The 15,455-nt window shown below is 69.5% G+C and carries 13 protein-coding genes and 2 pseudogenes; 7 read left to right on the forward strand and 8 right to left on the reverse strand.

All coding sequences use genetic code 11. The features are described 5' to 3' along the window. The first annotated feature begins 12 nt into the window (after positions 1-12). From ACW4TU_RS25525 to ACW4TU_RS25555, 7 genes and pseudogenes are all read left to right on the forward strand, one after another. Entirely contained in the window at positions 13-360 is a 348-nt protein-coding gene (locus ACW4TU_RS25525; protein ID WP_457417103.1) for a hypothetical protein, read from the forward strand. Then, a complete protein-coding gene (gene nirB, locus ACW4TU_RS25530; protein WP_457417104.1) occupies positions 360-2,849 on the forward strand; it encodes a nitrite reductase large subunit NirB in 2,490 nt (829 codons plus the stop codon). The genes ACW4TU_RS25525 and nirB overlap by 1 nt, the downstream gene beginning before the upstream one ends. After that, entirely contained in the window at positions 2,846-3,187 is a 342-nt protein-coding gene (locus ACW4TU_RS25535; RefSeq protein WP_457417105.1) for a Rieske (2Fe-2S) protein, read from the forward strand. The genes nirB and ACW4TU_RS25535 overlap by 4 nt, the downstream gene beginning before the upstream one ends. Before the next feature lie 226 nt (positions 3,188-3,413). Further along, positions 3,414-3,845, forward strand: coding sequence for a hypothetical protein (locus ACW4TU_RS25540; RefSeq protein ID WP_457417106.1), 432 nt, complete (start codon positions 3,414-3,416; stop codon positions 3,843-3,845). A 174-nt stretch (positions 3,846-4,019) separates the two neighbouring features. Then, a pseudogene (locus ACW4TU_RS25545) lies at positions 4,020-4,171 on the forward strand (YihY/virulence factor BrkB family protein); the annotation flags it as partial. Positions 4,172-4,520: 349 nt separating this feature from the next. Beyond that, positions 4,521-4,763: a three-helix bundle dimerization domain-containing protein gene (locus ACW4TU_RS25550; protein WP_457417107.1), complete on the forward strand. Its 243-nt coding sequence runs from the start codon at positions 4,521-4,523 to the stop codon at positions 4,761-4,763. A gap of 94 nt (positions 4,764-4,857) precedes the next feature. Beyond that, positions 4,858-6,771: a hypothetical protein gene (locus ACW4TU_RS25555; protein WP_457417108.1), complete on the forward strand. Its 1,914-nt coding sequence runs from the start codon at positions 4,858-4,860 to the stop codon at positions 6,769-6,771. A 487-nt stretch (positions 6,772-7,258) separates the two neighbouring features. Here ACW4TU_RS25555 and ACW4TU_RS25560 read toward each other — a convergent pair whose 3' ends face one another. From ACW4TU_RS25560 to ACW4TU_RS25595, 8 genes and pseudogenes are all read right to left on the reverse strand, one after another. Then, positions 7,259-7,744 (reverse strand): recombinase family protein, encoded by a 486-nt coding sequence (locus ACW4TU_RS25560; protein WP_457417109.1) that lies wholly within the window; start codon positions 7,742-7,744, stop codon positions 7,259-7,261. Between the two features lie 100 nt (positions 7,745-7,844). Beyond that, a pseudogene (locus tag ACW4TU_RS25565) lies at positions 7,845-8,264 on the reverse strand (zinc finger domain-containing protein); the annotation flags it as partial. A gap of 286 nt (positions 8,265-8,550) precedes the next feature. Then, positions 8,551-10,416 (reverse strand): ABC transporter ATP-binding protein, encoded by a 1,866-nt coding sequence (locus ACW4TU_RS25570; protein WP_457417110.1) that lies wholly within the window; start codon positions 10,414-10,416, stop codon positions 8,551-8,553. Beyond that, positions 10,413-10,847, reverse strand: a complete 435-nt coding sequence (locus tag ACW4TU_RS25575; protein ID WP_457417111.1) for a lasso peptide biosynthesis B2 protein — start codon at positions 10,845-10,847, stop codon at positions 10,413-10,415. The genes ACW4TU_RS25570 and ACW4TU_RS25575 overlap by 4 nt, the downstream gene beginning before the upstream one ends. Further along, positions 10,844-11,098: a lasso peptide biosynthesis PqqD family chaperone gene (locus ACW4TU_RS25580; RefSeq protein ID WP_457417112.1), complete on the reverse strand. Its 255-nt coding sequence runs from the start codon at positions 11,096-11,098 to the stop codon at positions 10,844-10,846. The genes ACW4TU_RS25575 and ACW4TU_RS25580 overlap by 4 nt, the downstream gene beginning before the upstream one ends. Before the next feature lie 29 nt (positions 11,099-11,127). Further along, positions 11,128-12,984 carry a lasso peptide isopeptide bond-forming cyclase gene (locus ACW4TU_RS25585; RefSeq protein WP_457417113.1) on the reverse strand — a complete coding sequence of 619 codons (1,857 nt, stop codon included), beginning with the start codon at positions 12,982-12,984 and terminating at the stop codon, positions 11,128-11,130. A gap of 25 nt (positions 12,985-13,009) precedes the next feature. After that, on the reverse strand, positions 13,010-13,120 hold the full coding sequence (locus ACW4TU_RS25590) for a keywimysin-related RiPP (protein ID WP_107050258.1): 111 nt from the start codon (positions 13,118-13,120) through the stop codon (positions 13,010-13,012). 1,656 nt (positions 13,121-14,776) lie between these two features. Further along, on the reverse strand, positions 14,777-15,391 hold the full coding sequence (locus tag ACW4TU_RS25595) for a nucleoside deaminase (protein ID WP_457417114.1): 615 nt from the start codon (positions 15,389-15,391) through the stop codon (positions 14,777-14,779). Between the last annotated feature and the right edge of the window lie 64 nt (positions 15,392-15,455).

The following is a 15,455-nucleotide window of genomic DNA, read 5'->3' on the forward strand; positions in this document are numbered from 1 at the left end:
CAGGAGGTCCGCATGCAGAGCACGCCCCGCTTCCTCCAGGGGATCTACTCGTTCGAGGGCCAGGGCATGGACAAGCCGGTGCCGATCCATCCCGACCTCTCCTACAAGGTGCCGGTCGGAGGGATCACCCAGCCGCTGTATTTCCGCGGCGGAAACAGCACGGACGAGCTGGTGACCGTCGTGCTGATGCGGGCCGGCGTGCCCATGCGCTACTTCCCGATCGGAGCGAAGGGCCACATCCACGTCGCGCTTCGTGTGGTGGAGGACTTGGAGGACGACACCACGATCGAGCTGTTCCTGGCCGCTCCGGAGGGCCTCACCGGCACCGTCGTGGTCGACCTCGGCCTGGTGGAGGTCTGATGAGTACGCGGCAGCGGCTGGTCGTGGTGGGCAACGGGATGGCCGGCGCGCGCGTCGTCGAGGAGATCCTCGACCGCGGCGGCCGGGACCGGTTCGCGGTCACCGTCTTCGGCGACGAACCGTACGGCAACTACAACCGGATCATGCTGTCGCACCTCCTCGCCGCGACGCAGGAGACCGGCGACGACGGCGACGAGGACATCTTCATCAACCCGGTGCAGTGGTACGCGGACAACGACGTGACGCTGCGCCACGGGGTGCGAGTGGTACGGGTGGACCGGTTCGCGAAGCAGGTCTACGGCGACGACGGTTCCATCACCTCCTACGAGACGCTCATCCTCGCGACCGGGAGCCGGACGTTCTTCCCGCGGACCGAAGGCATGTGGGCGGACGACCGCACGCTCACCCCGGGTGTGTTCGGGTTCCGTACCCTCGACGACACCATCGCCATGAGCGACTACGCGCGGCGGCACCGGCGCGCGGTCGTGATCGGTGGCGGCCTGCTCGGCCTGGAAGCCGCCTACGGGCTGCGCAAGCACGGGCTGGAGGTGCACGTCGTCCAGTCCTCCCCGGTGCTGATGAACCAGCAACTGGATGACGAGGCGGGCCTGATCCTGCGGCGTGCGGTCGAACGCCTCGGCATCACGGTGCGGACGGGGGCGCGCAGCTCGGCGATCAGCCGGGGCACGGACGGCAGCGTTTCCGGGGTCGAGCTCGCCGATGGGGAGACGATCGACTGCGACATGGTCGTGGTCACCGCGGGGATCCGGCCGAACGTCGGCCTCGGCATCGTCTCCGGGCTCACCGTGCAGCGGGCCATCGTGGTGGACGACCAGCTGCGCTCGGTGGACGACGAGCACATCTACGCCGTCGGCGAGTGCGTGCAGCACCGCGGTGAGGTCTACGGCCTGGTGGCGCCCCTCTGGGAGCAGTGCGCGGTGCTCGCCGACCACCTCACCGGGGCCGATCCCCGGGCGGCATACCACGGCTCGCGGCTGGCGACCAAGCTCAAGGTGGCGGGGGTGGACGTGGCGCAGATGGGCCTGAAGCATCCCGCCCGCGACGACGACGAGTTCGTCCGGTTCGCCGAGCCCAAACGCGGCGTCTACAAGAGCGTGGTGATCCGTGACGGCAGGCTCGTCGGAGCCACCCTGCTCGGCGACAGCAGCAAGGTCGCGTTCCTGACCCAGGCATACGATCGCGGGCTGCCACTGCCCGAGAAGCGGGTGGAGCTGCTCTTCCAGCTGGCCGGTCCCTCCCAGGAGGAAGGGGCCGCCGAGATGGACGACAGCGTCCAGGTGTGCAACTGCAACGGGGTCAGTAAGGGAGACCTGGTCGCCTGCGTCCTCGGCGGCACGAAGAGCGTCCGCGGAGTGATGGACGCGACGAGGGCCGGCAAAGGGTGCGGCGCCTGCAAGGGCCTGATCGGAGACATCGTCGAGCTGGCCGCCGCCGGAGGCCTGGAACAGGACGAGACCAGCAGGTGGTACGTGCCCGCCGTTCCGATGGAGAAGCCGGAACTGCTCGCCGAGATCAGGGCGCGCGGACTGAAATCGGTGTCCGCCGTCTTCGCCGAACTCTCCCGGGACGGGCAGGAGGACGCCAAGAGCAAGATGCCGCTGGCGTCGCTGCTGAAGATGGTCTGGGGACCGGAGTACGTCGACGAGCGTGACGCCCGGTTCATCAACGACCGGGTGCACGCCAACATCCAGCGGGACGGCACGTTCTCCGTGGTCCCCCGCATCTCCGGCGGCGTCACCAACGCCGCGCAGCTGCGCCGGATCGCCGACGTGGCCGACAAGTACCGGATCCCGATGATCAAGATCACCGGCGGCCAGCGGATCGACCTGCTCGGCGTGCGCAAGGAGGACCTGCCCGCGGTGTGGGCGGATCTGGGCATGCCGTCCGGGTTCGCCTACGGCAAGAGCTTCCGCACCGTGAAGACCTGCGTGGGCACCGATTTCTGCCGGTACGGGCTGGGCGACTCGACCGCGCTCGGCATTGCGCTGGAAGAGCGATACAAGGGGCTGGAAAGCCCCGGGAAAATGAAGCTCGCGGTCGCGGGCTGCCCCCGTAACTGTTCCGAAGCCATGGTCAAGGACGTCGGAGTGGTCGCCGTCGGCGACGGCAGATGGGAGATCTACGTCGGTGGTGCGGCGGGTGCGACCATCCGCAAGGGCGACGTGCTGGCCGTCGTCGACTCACAGGCCGAGGCACTACGGTTGTGCGGCACCTTCATGCAGTACTACCGCGAGAGCGCCAACTGGCTCGAACGGACCTACGACTTCGTGCCGCGGGTGGGGCTGGAGGAGCTCAAGGCCATCCTGGTCGACGACCGCGACGGCATCGTCGCCGAGCTCGACGCCCGCATTCAGGAATCCGTCGACACCTTCCGGGAACCGTGGCTGGACGGCGGGGAGCCCGTCACCGAAGGCCAGTTCCGCGACGCGCTGCCGCTTGTCGCCCTGCCGCAGGTACCCGTCCGATGAGCGCTCGGGAGGTGGCGCTGGGCCGGCGTGAGGTGACCCTGGGCCGGGTCGCGGAGATACCCCCCGGTGAAGGACGTGCCTACGCTGTCGAAGGGGAGCAGATCGTCGTGTTCCACCTGCGCGGCAGCGGCGAACTGCGGGCGATGCAGGCGGTCTGCCCGCACCGGGACGGCCCGCTCGCGGACGGGCAGACCGACGGTGAAAAGGTGGTGTGCCCGCTGCATGGCAACGCGTTCAGCTTCGCGGACGGCTCCTGTGCGACGGCCGACTACCGGGTTCGCGTCTATCCGGCATGGGAGGACGACGGCCAGATCGTGATCTCCCTGGCTCAGCCATAGGCGGTCCGTGACAGGCGGTCGTTCCTGTTCTCCGGCCAGCTCGCCACCGGCCCCGTCGTCCCCGCCGCCGCCCTCTTCTGCACCGAGGGCGCCCCGTCCGCCAGTAGTGCCGGGTCCTCCGGTCTCGCGCCCACCTCAATTCCGGGGTGGACGCAACCTCTGGCAGTGGCCTGCCAGGCGGAACGGCTCTACCGTGGGGAGAGAAAGCAGATCCCAGGAGCACGCCATGATCATCCTCGGACTCGTCATTCTCGTCGCCGCGGTAGCCATAGGTGTCGCCGGCGTTCTTTCCAATGGCGGCAGCGCCCATGAGTTCACCGGCGGATTTTCGGTCTTCGGTTTCGACGTCACCGGCTCCACCGGCACGCTCTTCCTCTGCGGCATCGTCGTCGGGGCGGCGGCTCTGCTCGGGCTGAGCCTGCTCCTGACCGGCGCCCGCCGTACCGCCCGCCGCGGCCGCACCGCACGTCGCGGGCTCAAACCGTCCCGGCGCGAGCCAGCCGCAGCCGAACAGTCACGCGGTGGCCTGATCAACGAACGCGACACCGCCCGTGCGCAGACGGCGCAGGCGGAGGAGAGCGACGCAGACCTCGCCGGACCGGTCGAACGCCCCCGCCACAAGCAGCACTGGTTCCACCACCGGGCCGCTCCGCGCTGACGATCCCGCAGACGGCCTCGCCGCACCGGGCGGCCCAGATGCCGCTGCGGTCATGATCGGCCGGCTCAGGCACACACCTCGGGCGACTGCCGGGCAGGGCGACGGTGGGACGCAGAGAGCGGATGTTCCTCATGGAACGGCTGAGAAGGCTGCCTGTGATCGATCGAAAAGGTGATGCGTAAGCCCGCTTGGCGGGGCGTTCGAGGCTGGATGCCGTCCACTGGGCCCGGCTCGCCGCGGCCGTCACCTTCACCAGTTCCGTCGCGCTCTTTCCGCTGATCACCGTGGGCGCGGTGATCGGTGCCGAGCTGCTGAGCGAGGAGAGACCGACGAGGACCGGGTGCACCAAGAAGCCATGCCGCGGCGAGGACGCGCGCGAGCGCTCGGATGGCGCCGATCAGTCGTGCACCATCCTGCGCGGAGTCGACAGCGTCAACCGGTCGCCCGACCCCGCTGATGCTGTGAATGAGTCAACCGGGAGTGCTGACATCGCGAAGTCCCTCGGCCGCCCTGCCCGAAGGCCGGCCGAACCGACATGTCGAGCTCATGAACAGATCTGGTGAGCCGTTCCACGGACGCGATCCGTGCAAGTGTGGGAAGGAGACAGGCCGACACCGAGCATGCGGATGCTGATCGGCTGCCGCGGTCGGCCATCTCCGAAGCGAGGAGCCCGCCATGGGCGTGAACACGGCCGAGGCCGCGTTACCTGACGCGATTCAGGCGCTGACAGACCGGCTGACGGTCTCCTACGTCAACCTGCTGACGGCCGCAGTCGTGCGGGATGTGGTCCAGGACTGCTACCAGCCGCTCACCAACGCTCGAATCGCCAACTACGTGCCGCTCCTCGTCGAGCACAGCAGCCGCGCCAAGCTACGGGAGCTCACCCGACGCCTCGATCCCACAGCTCTCCTTCGCTAGCACTCCGACGGGACAGGAGCACGGGACACGGTGCTGGAACCCGGCAACCGTTCCGCCCATGGGCAGCAGGTTCCCGGGCCGCATAATCGCTCGGGTGAGCGAACTGCCCGTTCCCCTGCCGCCCGGAGCTGCACCTGCGAGTGCTCCTGCCTGGCTGTCCCACGACGCCCTCCGCTGGTCGGATCCCCGGTTGCCGCGCTGGGCAGAGCCCCGGTGGCCGGTACTGGCGCTGCTGTTGACCGTGATCGCGGCGATCATCCTGGAGCCGGATCCGCCTTGCTCGGTGGCGGCTCCGTGCGGGCCGGACTGGCTGGGCATGATCCAGATGGGCCTCGCGGTGGTGCAGTTGCCGTGGTACTTCCGGCTGCCGGAACTCACACTCGTCTCGGGACCGGTGCTGGCGGTCCTCGTGGCGGTGGAGGAGTTCCCCCTGCCCGGCACTGCCGAGGCCGCCAACGCCGCGGTGATCGCGGCACTCGCCTTCGGATGGGCCGCATCATGGCAGCGGCTCGCTCTTCGGCGGCGGCAGCGGCATTTTGCTGAACAGGCCGCCGCAGGGGTACGGCAGCCGCTCCCCGACGACATCGGTCCGTTGCGGCGAGGACTCATCCCCGTCGCTGCCGGGCTCGTGCTGTGCGCCGTGGCCGGCCTGGCGGTCGGCCTGGGCCTGCGGGGCGTTCATGAGGACGAGCAGCGGGCCGCGAAGGCGGAATCGGTGTCGGCCGTCGTCATCGGTCATGGCGAGGACACGCTGCGAGTCCGCGTCTCGGACGGCTCGAAGCGCACTGTCGACGCCGCCTTCCCCGAGGACTACGACACCGACAGTGTCGTGATCCTCCTGTCCGACGGCGACTGGAACCGCCTGGCCGCCGAGCCGTACGACGCCTTCGGCTGGCAACTGCTCACCCTGGCCGCCGGGTTGCCTGGGCTGACCCTCCTGGCTGTCGGTTTCCTGGCCCGTCGCCGGGTCGTCGCGCTGCGCCGTGCGCCGGTCCCCGTACTGCGGGTACTACAACGTGTGGACCACAACGTCGACACCTGGATCTACGCCGCCGACGACACCGACGGTCGTACTCCGCTGCTGCGCTGCCTGGCCTACCCGGTCATCGACGACGAGGCCGGTGAGGACGGCCCCCCTGACGACGAGAAGGAGAAGGAGAAGGAGAAGGAGAAGGAGAAGGAGAAGGAGAAGGAGAAGGAGAAGGAGAAGGAGAAGGAGGACGAGGACGAGGACGAGGATCAGCCCAGTGTCGACACCCGGCTGCGGGAAGCAGTGCTGTACGGCCCGCCCTACGACGCCGGGGAGTTGGTGATCGTCACCGCCAACTGGGACGGGGACCGAGTGGTCCTGCTCACAGCCGGTCCGGTGCGGTTGCCGAAGGACGGTCAGGGGCCGGAGCTCGAAGGGCCGGTGGAGGACGTCCTCGAACAGCGGGATCCGGCACTCGTGGAGCGGGCCGCGACGTCGATGAGGCCGGTCGCCGGTCCGGTGCGCTGGGGGCCGGGCTGGTTGACCCGGTGCGCGGCGGTGGGCGGCGCGGTATTCGTCGCGGCTGTGATCAAGTTCGGCCTGGACGACGTGAAGGCAGGCACCCTGGGATGCCATGTCCTGCCCCTGCTGGGGCTGGCGTTCATGCCTGGAGTGCTCGCGACCCTTTTCAACTGGCGTGTCACCGCCGACCGTTCGGGGCTGCGGCTGGCCGGGGCGTACAAGGTCCGCCACGTGACCTGGGAAGAGCTGCGCGCGGTCGGCTACACCGGCGGTGTCCTGGAGATACGCCACGCCGACGGGAAGACCTGGGCGCTGTCCCTGGGCTGGCCCTGGATGGAGTACCGCCTGCGCCTGCGCCCGTCGTACGTGAGAGCCATGGAGGAGATCTCCGCCATGCACGCCCACCCGGAGCTCCGCCCCACCGAGGAGAGCCCGGCGCGCGACCACGGACTCCCGCTCGGCCCGATGCTGGCGGTGCTCTACGTTCTGTGGGCAGCCGTTCTCCTCATCCGGTGACCGGAGAGCCGTCAGCGTGGACGGTGCGGATCCGACCACCCCACAACCACGGGCTATGCCCCGCACGCCCCGAGACGCGAGCCACGACGGGCGTCCCGCACAAGCTCGCGTCGATCATGCCCCCGCCCACAGGCCGACTGAAGTCGATGGCACAGCTGGACGTCGGCGGCAGGTCACCGCCCGCCGCTCGGGGCAGACGCTGTCACGCCAGGCCCGCGATGAGGCAATGGTCTTCCGCCTGTCGGAGGGCGCGAGGTGTGCACGAGGGGAGTGTTGTACCGGCTGCGGCGGGCGGGGCTGTGCTGTGGGTCAGATCTCTTTGCTCCACATGCGGAGTTGACGTCCACGTCGGAGGGCTGGGTGACGGCGTACTGGACCGCCTCGCCGATCGCGGCGGCGGGGACAGCGATGCCCATCCGGCCCGTGACCGCATCCTTGGCCCTGTTCTCGTATGAGCTGCCGCCAGGTGGCGAGTAACGCTGAGTGACTACACGGGGCTGCGGTCGCGCTGCTGGAGAGCGGCGAAGTCGGCGTGTGCCGTTTCGACGGCCTCGGGGTACGCCTGGGTCTTCTCGTGCTCGGCCAGGGCCCGGTAGATGCTGGAGAGGCTGGGGCTGTGTCCCTTGCGGCGGCCGGTGGGGATGAGGAGGTCAGGCTGGATGTCCTCGACCGTCTCCCCGTTCGCGCGGCGTCGGAGCACGGTGTGCAGCATGTCGTCGGTGATGACCGGGGGCCGGCCGCCGTGGTTGCCCTTGCGTGCTGCGGCGTCCAGTCCTTCGAGGGTGGACTCCCGGATGTTCTCGCGCTCCGTCTCGGCCATCGCGGCGAAGAACCCGAACAGCAGGCGTCCCGGCCCGCTGGGGTCGTACATCCCCTGAAGGGGACCGGCGAGTATCTCCAGCACCAGGCCGTGGGCGGTGTGGTGGTCGGCCAGGGCGGTCAGCTCCGCGGCGTCGCGTCCCAGCCTCTTCATCTCGTTCACGGTGAAGATCACCCGGCAGTGCGGGGCGTGCGCCTTGTCTCTCCCTGGCGGCGGCGAGTGCGGCCTCGAACTGCGGGCGGACCCGCACCCGGGTGCTGATCTTCTCGGCGAAGATCTTGTCCCGCGGGATGCCGTGTCCGGCGAGTGCGTCGAGCTGCGACTGGAGTTCCTGGGTGAGGCTGGAGCACCTCGCGTACCCGATGCGGATGTCTGCGGTCGGAGTGACCGGGTCGATGGGCGCGGGCGCCGGGGTGCCGGGCCGCCACGGCTGGCCGGGGCCGCGGTCGGCGGGGGTGGGCACGCGCAGGAGTTTCGCGAGCCGGGGCACCTTCGTGAAGCGGCCGGTGCGGTACGTCCCGGCGACCGCTCCGGAGCGCGAGCGGCAGGGTGAACCTGGCGATGCGTGACAGCGTGGGCAGGGGTGGCGCTCAACGTCGTCCGCTTCGGATACGGGCGCGGTGTGAAGGTCCGTCATGACTCCGAATGCCGTCACAAACATTTCCCAGAACATGCCTGGTTTCACTTTTGAGTGAGAACGAGTTGTGACAGTGAATCCTCGATCCGGACCGCTGTCGCCGACCGTTTCCGATCTTGCTCCAGGAAAAGGCCGTTTGTGAGAGTAACGCCGTGTTGAACCCGTGATCCCGGCGGTCCGCTCGTCGAACCTCCGCCCCGGGTTCGGGGATCTGGGGGATTCGACCGGGGTGGACTGCCGATCACGGCAGCCGTCCCATGCACTGCTCAACGACCGCCGTGAACCGAAGGCTCGGCCTGCCAAGTCGCGCACGTCTTCGAGATCATTCCATGGCCCCTTTTGGGCTCACCTCGGCGATACCCCTCACGGGGGAGGGCGGGGTGGCGGCCGGCCGAAGTATTTGGCCGGCCGCCAGCTCGCGGTAGGTGGGGCTGCTGGTGAGTAGTTCCTCGTGACGTCCGCAGGCGACGGCTCTGCCCTCGTCCAGCACGATGATCCGGTCCGCGTGCTGGACCGTGGACAGCCGGTGCGCGATCACCAGGACGGCGCATTCTCGGGCCACGTCCCGCATCGCGGCGGTGAGCGCGGCTTCGTTGACGGCGTCCAGATGGGAGGTGGGTTCGTCGAGCAGGAGCATCGAGGGGCGGGCGAGCAGGGCGCGGGCCAGGGCGACCCGCTGTCGTTCGCCCCCGGAGAGCGTGCCGCCGCGTTCGCCGAGCATGCCCGACAGGCCACCGGGCAGCCGCTCGACGACGCCTGCGAGCTGGGCGAGTTCGACCACGCGCCGGACCTCGGCCTGTGAGGCGTCGGGTACGGCATAGGTGATGTTGTCCCACAGAGAGCCATGGACGACGTGGGTGTTCTGGTCGACGACCGCGATGCGTGACCGGCACTCCCCGCGGCTCAGTTCGGTGGCGGGCCGACCGTCGAACAGCAGGGCCCCGGAGTCCGGTTCGTAGAATCTGGCGATGAGGGCGAAGATCGTGCTCTTTCCGGCACCCGACAGGCCGACCAGGGCTGTCTGGCGCCGGTGAGGGGCGGTGAAAGAGATGCCGCGCAGCACCGGCCGGCTCGGGTCGTAGCCGAAGCTGAGGTTCCGCAGGGCGAGGGCGGGATTCTCGTACGAGACGGTCTGCCGGGCCGCCTCGCGTGTACGCGCCCGGACAGCCGGCGTCTCCGGGGAGGGCTCCGCCGGCAGGGACAGCGCCTGTTCGATGCGCTGGTAGGCACCCATGCCGCGCTGGATCAGGCCGACCGCCCGGAAGACCGAGGACAGCGGAAGGACCAGGTAGGAGGCGTACAGCAGGAAGGCGACCAGGTCGCCGAGGGAGTTGGCGTGGCCGTTGACCCGCAGCCCGCCGATGACCAGGACGATCAGGAAGGAGCCCTGTACCGCGAGTTCGACCGCGGGGCTCATCACGGAGGCGAGTTTCGCGGTCCGTACGCCGGCGATGTACGCCGATTCGACACTTTCTCCGATGCGGCCCGCTTCACGGTCCTCGGCTCGGTGAACCCGGACCATCGGCAGGGCACCGAGCGCGCGTTCGAGGTCGGCGGCGATCGCGCCGACGGAGGTCTGCATGCGTTCGGAGGCAGCCCGGATGCCCTTGAGAAGCGAGGCGACGATCACGGCGGCTGTAGCTACGGTCGCCGCGACCAGGAGCAGCAGCAGCGGGTCGATCCACACCATGAGGACGATCGCCCCCGCCGCGACGAGGGCACCCGTCACCAGATCGACCAGTGCCTGGGAGACGACTTCTCTGAGCAGGGTGGTGTCGGCGGTGACCCGGGAGATCAGGTCGCCGCTGCGGTGCCGGTCGTACTCCCGCATCTCCAGCCGGAGCAGCCGCCCAACCAGGCTGTGGCGCAGCCCTCGTACGATGCTTTCGCCCATGCGCTCCAGAACGAAGCGGCCTACCGCGCCGGTCGCCGCTTCGGCGACGAACAGTCCGGCCAGGAGCAGCAACAGTGGCCACAACACCTGTCCGCGCCCGCTCGCGTCCACGATCTGCTTGGCAGCGAGCGGCTGGGCAAGCCCGAGCGCGGAGCCGACGAGGGTGAGTACGGTAGCGACGGTGATGGAGGCCCGGTGGCCGGTGGTGAGCCGGTACATGGTGGCGACCGCGGCCCGGGTGGAGCGGTCGCCCTCGGCCGCCGGCTGTGCCTGCTCCACGAGGGTGTCGGTCATCGGCCTGATCGGCTCGCGACGGCGACCGTGATGAGCCGGGTGAAGTAGTCGTCGGGTACACCCTCGTCCACAGGGCGGCCGTCCGCCTCGATCCAGGCGTGCGCCGTGAACGGCGGCACCACGCGCACCCCGGTGCACCAGGTCGGCCAGCTCCCTCCCAGGCGGCACAGCAGCGCGGCTCCCAGAGACCGGGGCAGGCAGCCTTTCGGGCCTGCGCAGCGCAGGCTCACCGCGCACATCGCGTCCCGTGCGTTCTTTGCCTGTGCGGCGGTGGCCGGCGTGGCTCCGCGACATGCGAGGTGGAGCACGGCGCGGATCCGGCGGGGCGGCAGGAGCGAGAGCGCGAGGGCGGGGGGCAGGACGAGTCGGGCTGCCAGGCGCCGACCGAAGGGCACACCGGTGGGCCGCTCCAGGGCGCTGGGGGTCGTCATTCGGCCAGCCCCGAGGCCCGCAGTTGCTGTACCAGGGCGTCGACGTCCTGCTTCGCCTGGACGAGGTCGATGTCGAACTCGTCGGCGAGCGCGGCGACCGCGGCGGCTTCGTCACCGCCCGCCATCAGCGTGTTGACCACCAGGGTGCCGGTGGGATTCAACTCCCAGTAGTCCCCGGCGCGTTCGTCCAGGAGAACCGTGCCGTAGTCCGTCTTGGCAGTGGAGACATTGGCGCCGAACTTCAATGCCATGCGTGTGCCTTTCTGCTGGGGAACGGTGGTCATGAGGAGGCGGGAGCCTTGGGCTCGGTAGTTCGATGGAGGCCGCGCAGCCACACTTCGGCGGCGATGGTCGAGTAGAGGATCGCGTCGCGAAGTTCGGGTGTGGCCGGCCGCTGGGCGAGCCGGCGCAGGGCTGCGCCGTCGACCAGACCGAGCTGTTCCAGCCGGGAGTCCGCCCAGAGCACCAGCAGATCGCCGCGGTGTTCGCGCAGTCCGTTGGATGCGTCCATGGAAGCGGCGGCCTTGTTGGTGCGCCGCAGGCACGCATCGGGCACGATCCCGTTCATGGCGGCGGTCAGGAGGGGTTTGTACCGCCAGGGCGTGACGCGCTCGCTCGGGCGGATGGCGAGGCATGCCTCGATGACGCGGTCGTCGAGGAACGGCGATGCCATCGGTACGCCGGCCCGGGCGGCCATCCGGTCCCACTGGCGGATGATGCGGGTGCAGGAAAGGATCTGTTCGAGGTCGGTGTGCAGGCCGCGGTCCGGGTGCAGCGGTACGGCGGTCATGGCGGCCTCGCGCAGCGCCCGTTGGGCCATCCGTTCGGCGTCGGGGGTGACCCAGTCGAAAAGGCGAGGGGGCATGCCCCAGCCGAGGCTGGTGCTGACGGTGGCGGGTAACGGGTCTCGCAGGCGGCCGCTGGAGTCGGCCAGCCACTTCCCGTACGGCCGCGAGTCGGCCAGCGCGCGTGCTGTGCCGCCAAGTGGCCACTGCCACAGGGCCCTGAAGCCGCGCAGCTGGCGCAGCGCGAACAGCGGGCGGGTGCGGAGCAGTCGGTGGTAGTACGCCTCGGAGCACCAGGCCACGTGATCGCCGCCGATGCCGGTCAGGTGCAGTCGGCTGCCCCGCTCCGCCAGGCCGGGCAGGTGGTGCAGGACCCTTGATCGGTCCATGACGCCGATGGTCGGTTCGTCCAGCAGGTCGTCGATGCCGAGCAGGCCGGTGTAGACGAGCGGCGAGGTATCGGCGTCCCAGACCACATGGTCGATGTCCGGCATCGACCGGGCGGCCTGTTCTGCCCAGTACAGATCGGTGTCGGCGGGGTCGCGACCCGGCCAGGTGCTGGCCACCACCCGGGCCGGTGAGCGGTCCGCCAGGAAACAGATGGAGGTGGAATCCAGGCCGCCTGACAGGTCGCAGCTGACCACGCCACCCTGCCGGGTACGGGCGTCGACCGCCGCGGCCAGGGCTTCGCGGACGAGAGGGGCGCCGTCGGCGATCGTGCGTACCGGTGCCGGCGGTGTCCACCAGCGCGAGTGGCGTGCGGTCCGGCCGTCCGGCGAGACGATCAGCGCGTCCTGGGGGGACACGGCGGTGATGCCTCGCCACATGGGTGTCTCGGCGAGTGGATGGGGAACCGGCCACAGCAGCCGGACGGCCAGTTGCTCCTCGTCCGGGTCGGTGCCGAGCACGGCGGCGAGTACGTCGGCGCGGGTGGCAGCCACCTGTGTTCCGTCAACGGGGGCATGGAAGACCAGCCGGAGCCCGGAGGCGGTGCCCTGCACCCTGAGCCGCCCGCCGAGCGCGGCGACGAGATGGAAGCTCCCTGGAAGGGAGCGGGCCAGCGCGTCGAGTTCCGCGAGATCACGTAGCCGCCCGGCTCGGCGCTCGAGCTCTACGGCGTCGATCGGACAGCAGCCGATGACGGCGAGGACCGTGTCGCCGGCGCGCGCGGTGACGATCTCCTGGTCGTGCCACTGCCCCACCAGCCAGGGCCGGCCCGAAGCGTGCTGCAGGATTCGCGTTCCTGGGCGGGCGAAGGAGCGGGCCACGGCGGCCGCGTCCTCCCGGTCGGTGAAGACCGTGAAGTGCGCGTCGCCGGGGCCCGTCCCCGCACTCTCGTGCAGTTCAGTCATGACGTCGGGTCAGGAACCGCGCTCGTCAGTTCTTGCTCAGGATGAGACGGTCGTTGCCGGAGCTCTGCAAGAGCCCGGTCTTCTTCCGGAACGTCCCGAGCCGGACCAGCGTCGGCGCCTCGTAAGCCTTCTTCATGACTTCTCCTCACGTACAGGTTTCACGACCGCCCCTCCTGGCCGGCCGGGAACCGCAGGCCGGTTCACTGCCGTCCTGCCCAGGCTCATCGGGAGCCGGAACAAGGAAGCGGGTGTACGCAATAGTTACGTGCATAGGTGGATGCCGCAGCAAGGGCGCTAGAGAAAATGGGATTATGCGTAAAGCTCTAAAACAGCCAGAGAGCTGCACTGCGGCTCACGAGGTTTGTCAAAAATGAAACATCAGGCGAGCGGGATGCGTGCAAGGACGGAAAATCGTTTCGACCTGTGCATCGAGAAGCGCACGTGGGTGTGGCGAAGGGGGCGCGCCGACGGGAGCCGGACAGAGCCGCCGGGGCGCACTCCGGTCTTGCCGCCGTGCTTCCTTCCCCGCTTCTTCTGCCTGAATGGCTCGTTCGTGAGAGTAACGCCGCGTTGAACCCATGACCCGGCGGTCCGCCCGTCGAACTTCTGGCCCGGGTTCGGGGATCTTGGTCGATTCGGCCGGGGCGGACTGCCAATCACGGCGGCCTGTCAAAACTTCTGACAGCAACACCGGTTCCCTGGTCCGTTCCTACTCGGCCCCCGAGTAGCGCCGCGTCGAACCTTTGGTCCCGGTACTCCGCTTGCCGAACTCCCGGCCCAGATTCGCGAGTCTGACCGATTTGGTCGGGGTCGACTGTCAGTGCCCGGCGGAACACTCTGAGCTGATTGTCGTTCAGGGGGGCGATGGCGTTTCGGGCCGCGCTCGCTCGGCTGATGCGTACTCCCGGGTGGTCGCGGCGGGCCTCCGGCAGCGAGGTCGCCGTGCTGGAGTTCGCTGTCTCCCTGGCGGGACGGCAGCCTCACCAATCCACCACGCGGCCGGTCCGTATGGAACATGCGTCACAGCACGAAAGCCCTGGCCGCTCGGGGGCGGGCCAGGGCTTTCGTATGACTCGGGGGAAGCTGACGCGGCCCCGACGCCAGAGCGCGGAATCGCGGGCCGCGGACTGCACCGGCCCGCCGTGGGGGCCCAAGCCGGTGCACGCGTCGCACCACCAACGCAGACGACGACCCGAAGGACACGGCCAGCCTCTCCGGTATATCGACGCGGGCCGCCCCTGAGTTCGCCCCCGGGGTCATGGACCCGTGGCCGGCGCCGAGGTCGATCTTGCTGTCCGGGCGCGGGCGCGCCGTCAGAGCGGGTGGGACACGGCACGGACCAGAGGTTCGAGGTCGCCGCAGAGGGCGGCGCCGGGGCTACCGGGGGAGGTCCGCCTCGTCGTGTCCCGTCGGTAGGTGCGACGGACGCGGGCGCGAAAACTCATCACCAGGGTCGGTCACCGACGCCGCCGAAGCCCGGCTCGCCCACGGCGCCGTCACCCACGCCCGCCACCGACTCGGCCTCGGTGGCCTGGGCCGGATCACCTGGCACCCCGACAGCGGTAACGGCGGAACACATCAGCGTAGGACCGGGCAGGTAGGACGAGGCTGAGGCGCTACCGGGGAAGCACTTTGAGGAATCCACGGGCGGATGCCTTGTAGAGGTCCGACGTCTTGTAGAGGTCCGACAGTGACCTCCGGTCGTCTCTCCGCTCCTTGGCCTTGGCCGCGAGCTCGTCATTGATCGTCCTGGCCGGTTTCGGGGCTGCGGGGTGCTGTCGGCCAGGGCCCGCTACGAGGTGACGGTCACGGCCCCGCGCGCGTTGTAGACGACGGCATCCTCGCGTTCGCCGTAGGCCCGGAAGACCGCGACCGCCTCGTCACGCAGCACGCCGGAGACGATCTGGATGCCGCGCTGCTCGAACTGCTCGGCCCAGTCATCGCGCATGGGGCCTTCGTCGAAGCCGGTGAGCTGTTCCAGTTCGGAACCTTCGCCGGGGATGACCAGACGCCGGATCCCGGACCACATCGCGGCGCCGTAGCACATGGCGCAGGGGCGCCAGTTGACCACCAGCTCAAGATCAGGGCCGTTCATGGTGCCGAGGTCCCATGTGCCCGAGCGGGTCTGTGCCAGGGAGAGGGCGACGACCTCGGCGTGGGTGGAGGAGAGCCCTGAGGACAGGACGAGGTTGACTCCGGCCGAGACGAGCCGTCCGGTCGCCGTCTCCACGACCAGGGCGGCGAACGGCCCCCCGGTGTCCTCGCGGTGGTTGCGTTCGGCGAGCCGGTTGGTGAGCCGGACCCGGTCCTCGTCGGTGGGCAGCGTCTCGGGCACATCGGCCAGTTCGGACAGCACCCATGCGGGGAGTCGGGCGCCGAACGCGGTGGCGAGGGCGGAAGTATCCATCGAGCAGGTCTCCGGTTGTAGGCAGGACGAGGTCACAGGTCACAGGTCACAGGTCGCCGGGGAG

The organism is Streptomyces kryoterrae, assembly GCF_054072135.1.

What these genes read in the sequence shown, in the direction of transcription:
- ACW4TU_RS25525 (WP_457417103.1), top strand. Translation starts at nt 13, where the DNA reads ATGCAGAGCACGCCCCGCTTCCTCCAGGGGATCTACTCGTTCGAGGGC.
- nirB (WP_457417104.1), top strand. Translation starts at nt 360, where the DNA reads ATGAGTACGCGGCAGCGGCTGGTCGTGGTGGGCAACGGGATGGCCGGC.
- ACW4TU_RS25535 (WP_457417105.1), top strand. Translation starts at nt 2,846, where the DNA reads ATGAGCGCTCGGGAGGTGGCGCTGGGCCGGCGTGAGGTGACCCTGGGC.
- ACW4TU_RS25540 (WP_457417106.1), top strand. Translation starts at nt 3,414, where the DNA reads ATGATCATCCTCGGACTCGTCATTCTCGTCGCCGCGGTAGCCATAGGT.
- ACW4TU_RS25550 (WP_457417107.1), top strand. Translation starts at nt 4,521, where the DNA reads ATGGGCGTGAACACGGCCGAGGCCGCGTTACCTGACGCGATTCAGGCG.
- ACW4TU_RS25560 (WP_457417109.1), bottom strand. Translation starts at nt 7,744, where the DNA reads ATGAAGAGGCTGGGACGCGACGCCGCGGAGCTGACCGCCCTGGCCGAC.
- ACW4TU_RS25570 (WP_457417110.1), bottom strand. Translation starts at nt 10,416, where the DNA reads ATGACCGACACCCTCGTGGAGCAGGCACAGCCGGCGGCCGAGGGCGAC.
- ACW4TU_RS25575 (WP_457417111.1), bottom strand. Translation starts at nt 10,847, where the DNA reads ATGACGACCCCCAGCGCCCTGGAGCGGCCCACCGGTGTGCCCTTCGGT.
- ACW4TU_RS25580 (WP_457417112.1), bottom strand. Translation starts at nt 11,098, where the DNA reads ATGGCATTGAAGTTCGGCGCCAATGTCTCCACTGCCAAGACGGACTAC.
- ACW4TU_RS25585 (WP_457417113.1), bottom strand. Translation starts at nt 12,984, where the DNA reads ATGACTGAACTGCACGAGAGTGCGGGGACGGGCCCCGGCGACGCGCAC.
- ACW4TU_RS25590 (WP_107050258.1), bottom strand. Translation starts at nt 13,120, where the DNA reads ATGAAGAAGGCTTACGAGGCGCCGACGCTGGTCCGGCTCGGGACGTTC.
- ACW4TU_RS25595 (WP_457417114.1), bottom strand. Translation starts at nt 15,391, where the DNA reads ATGGATACTTCCGCCCTCGCCACCGCGTTCGGCGCCCGACTCCCCGCA.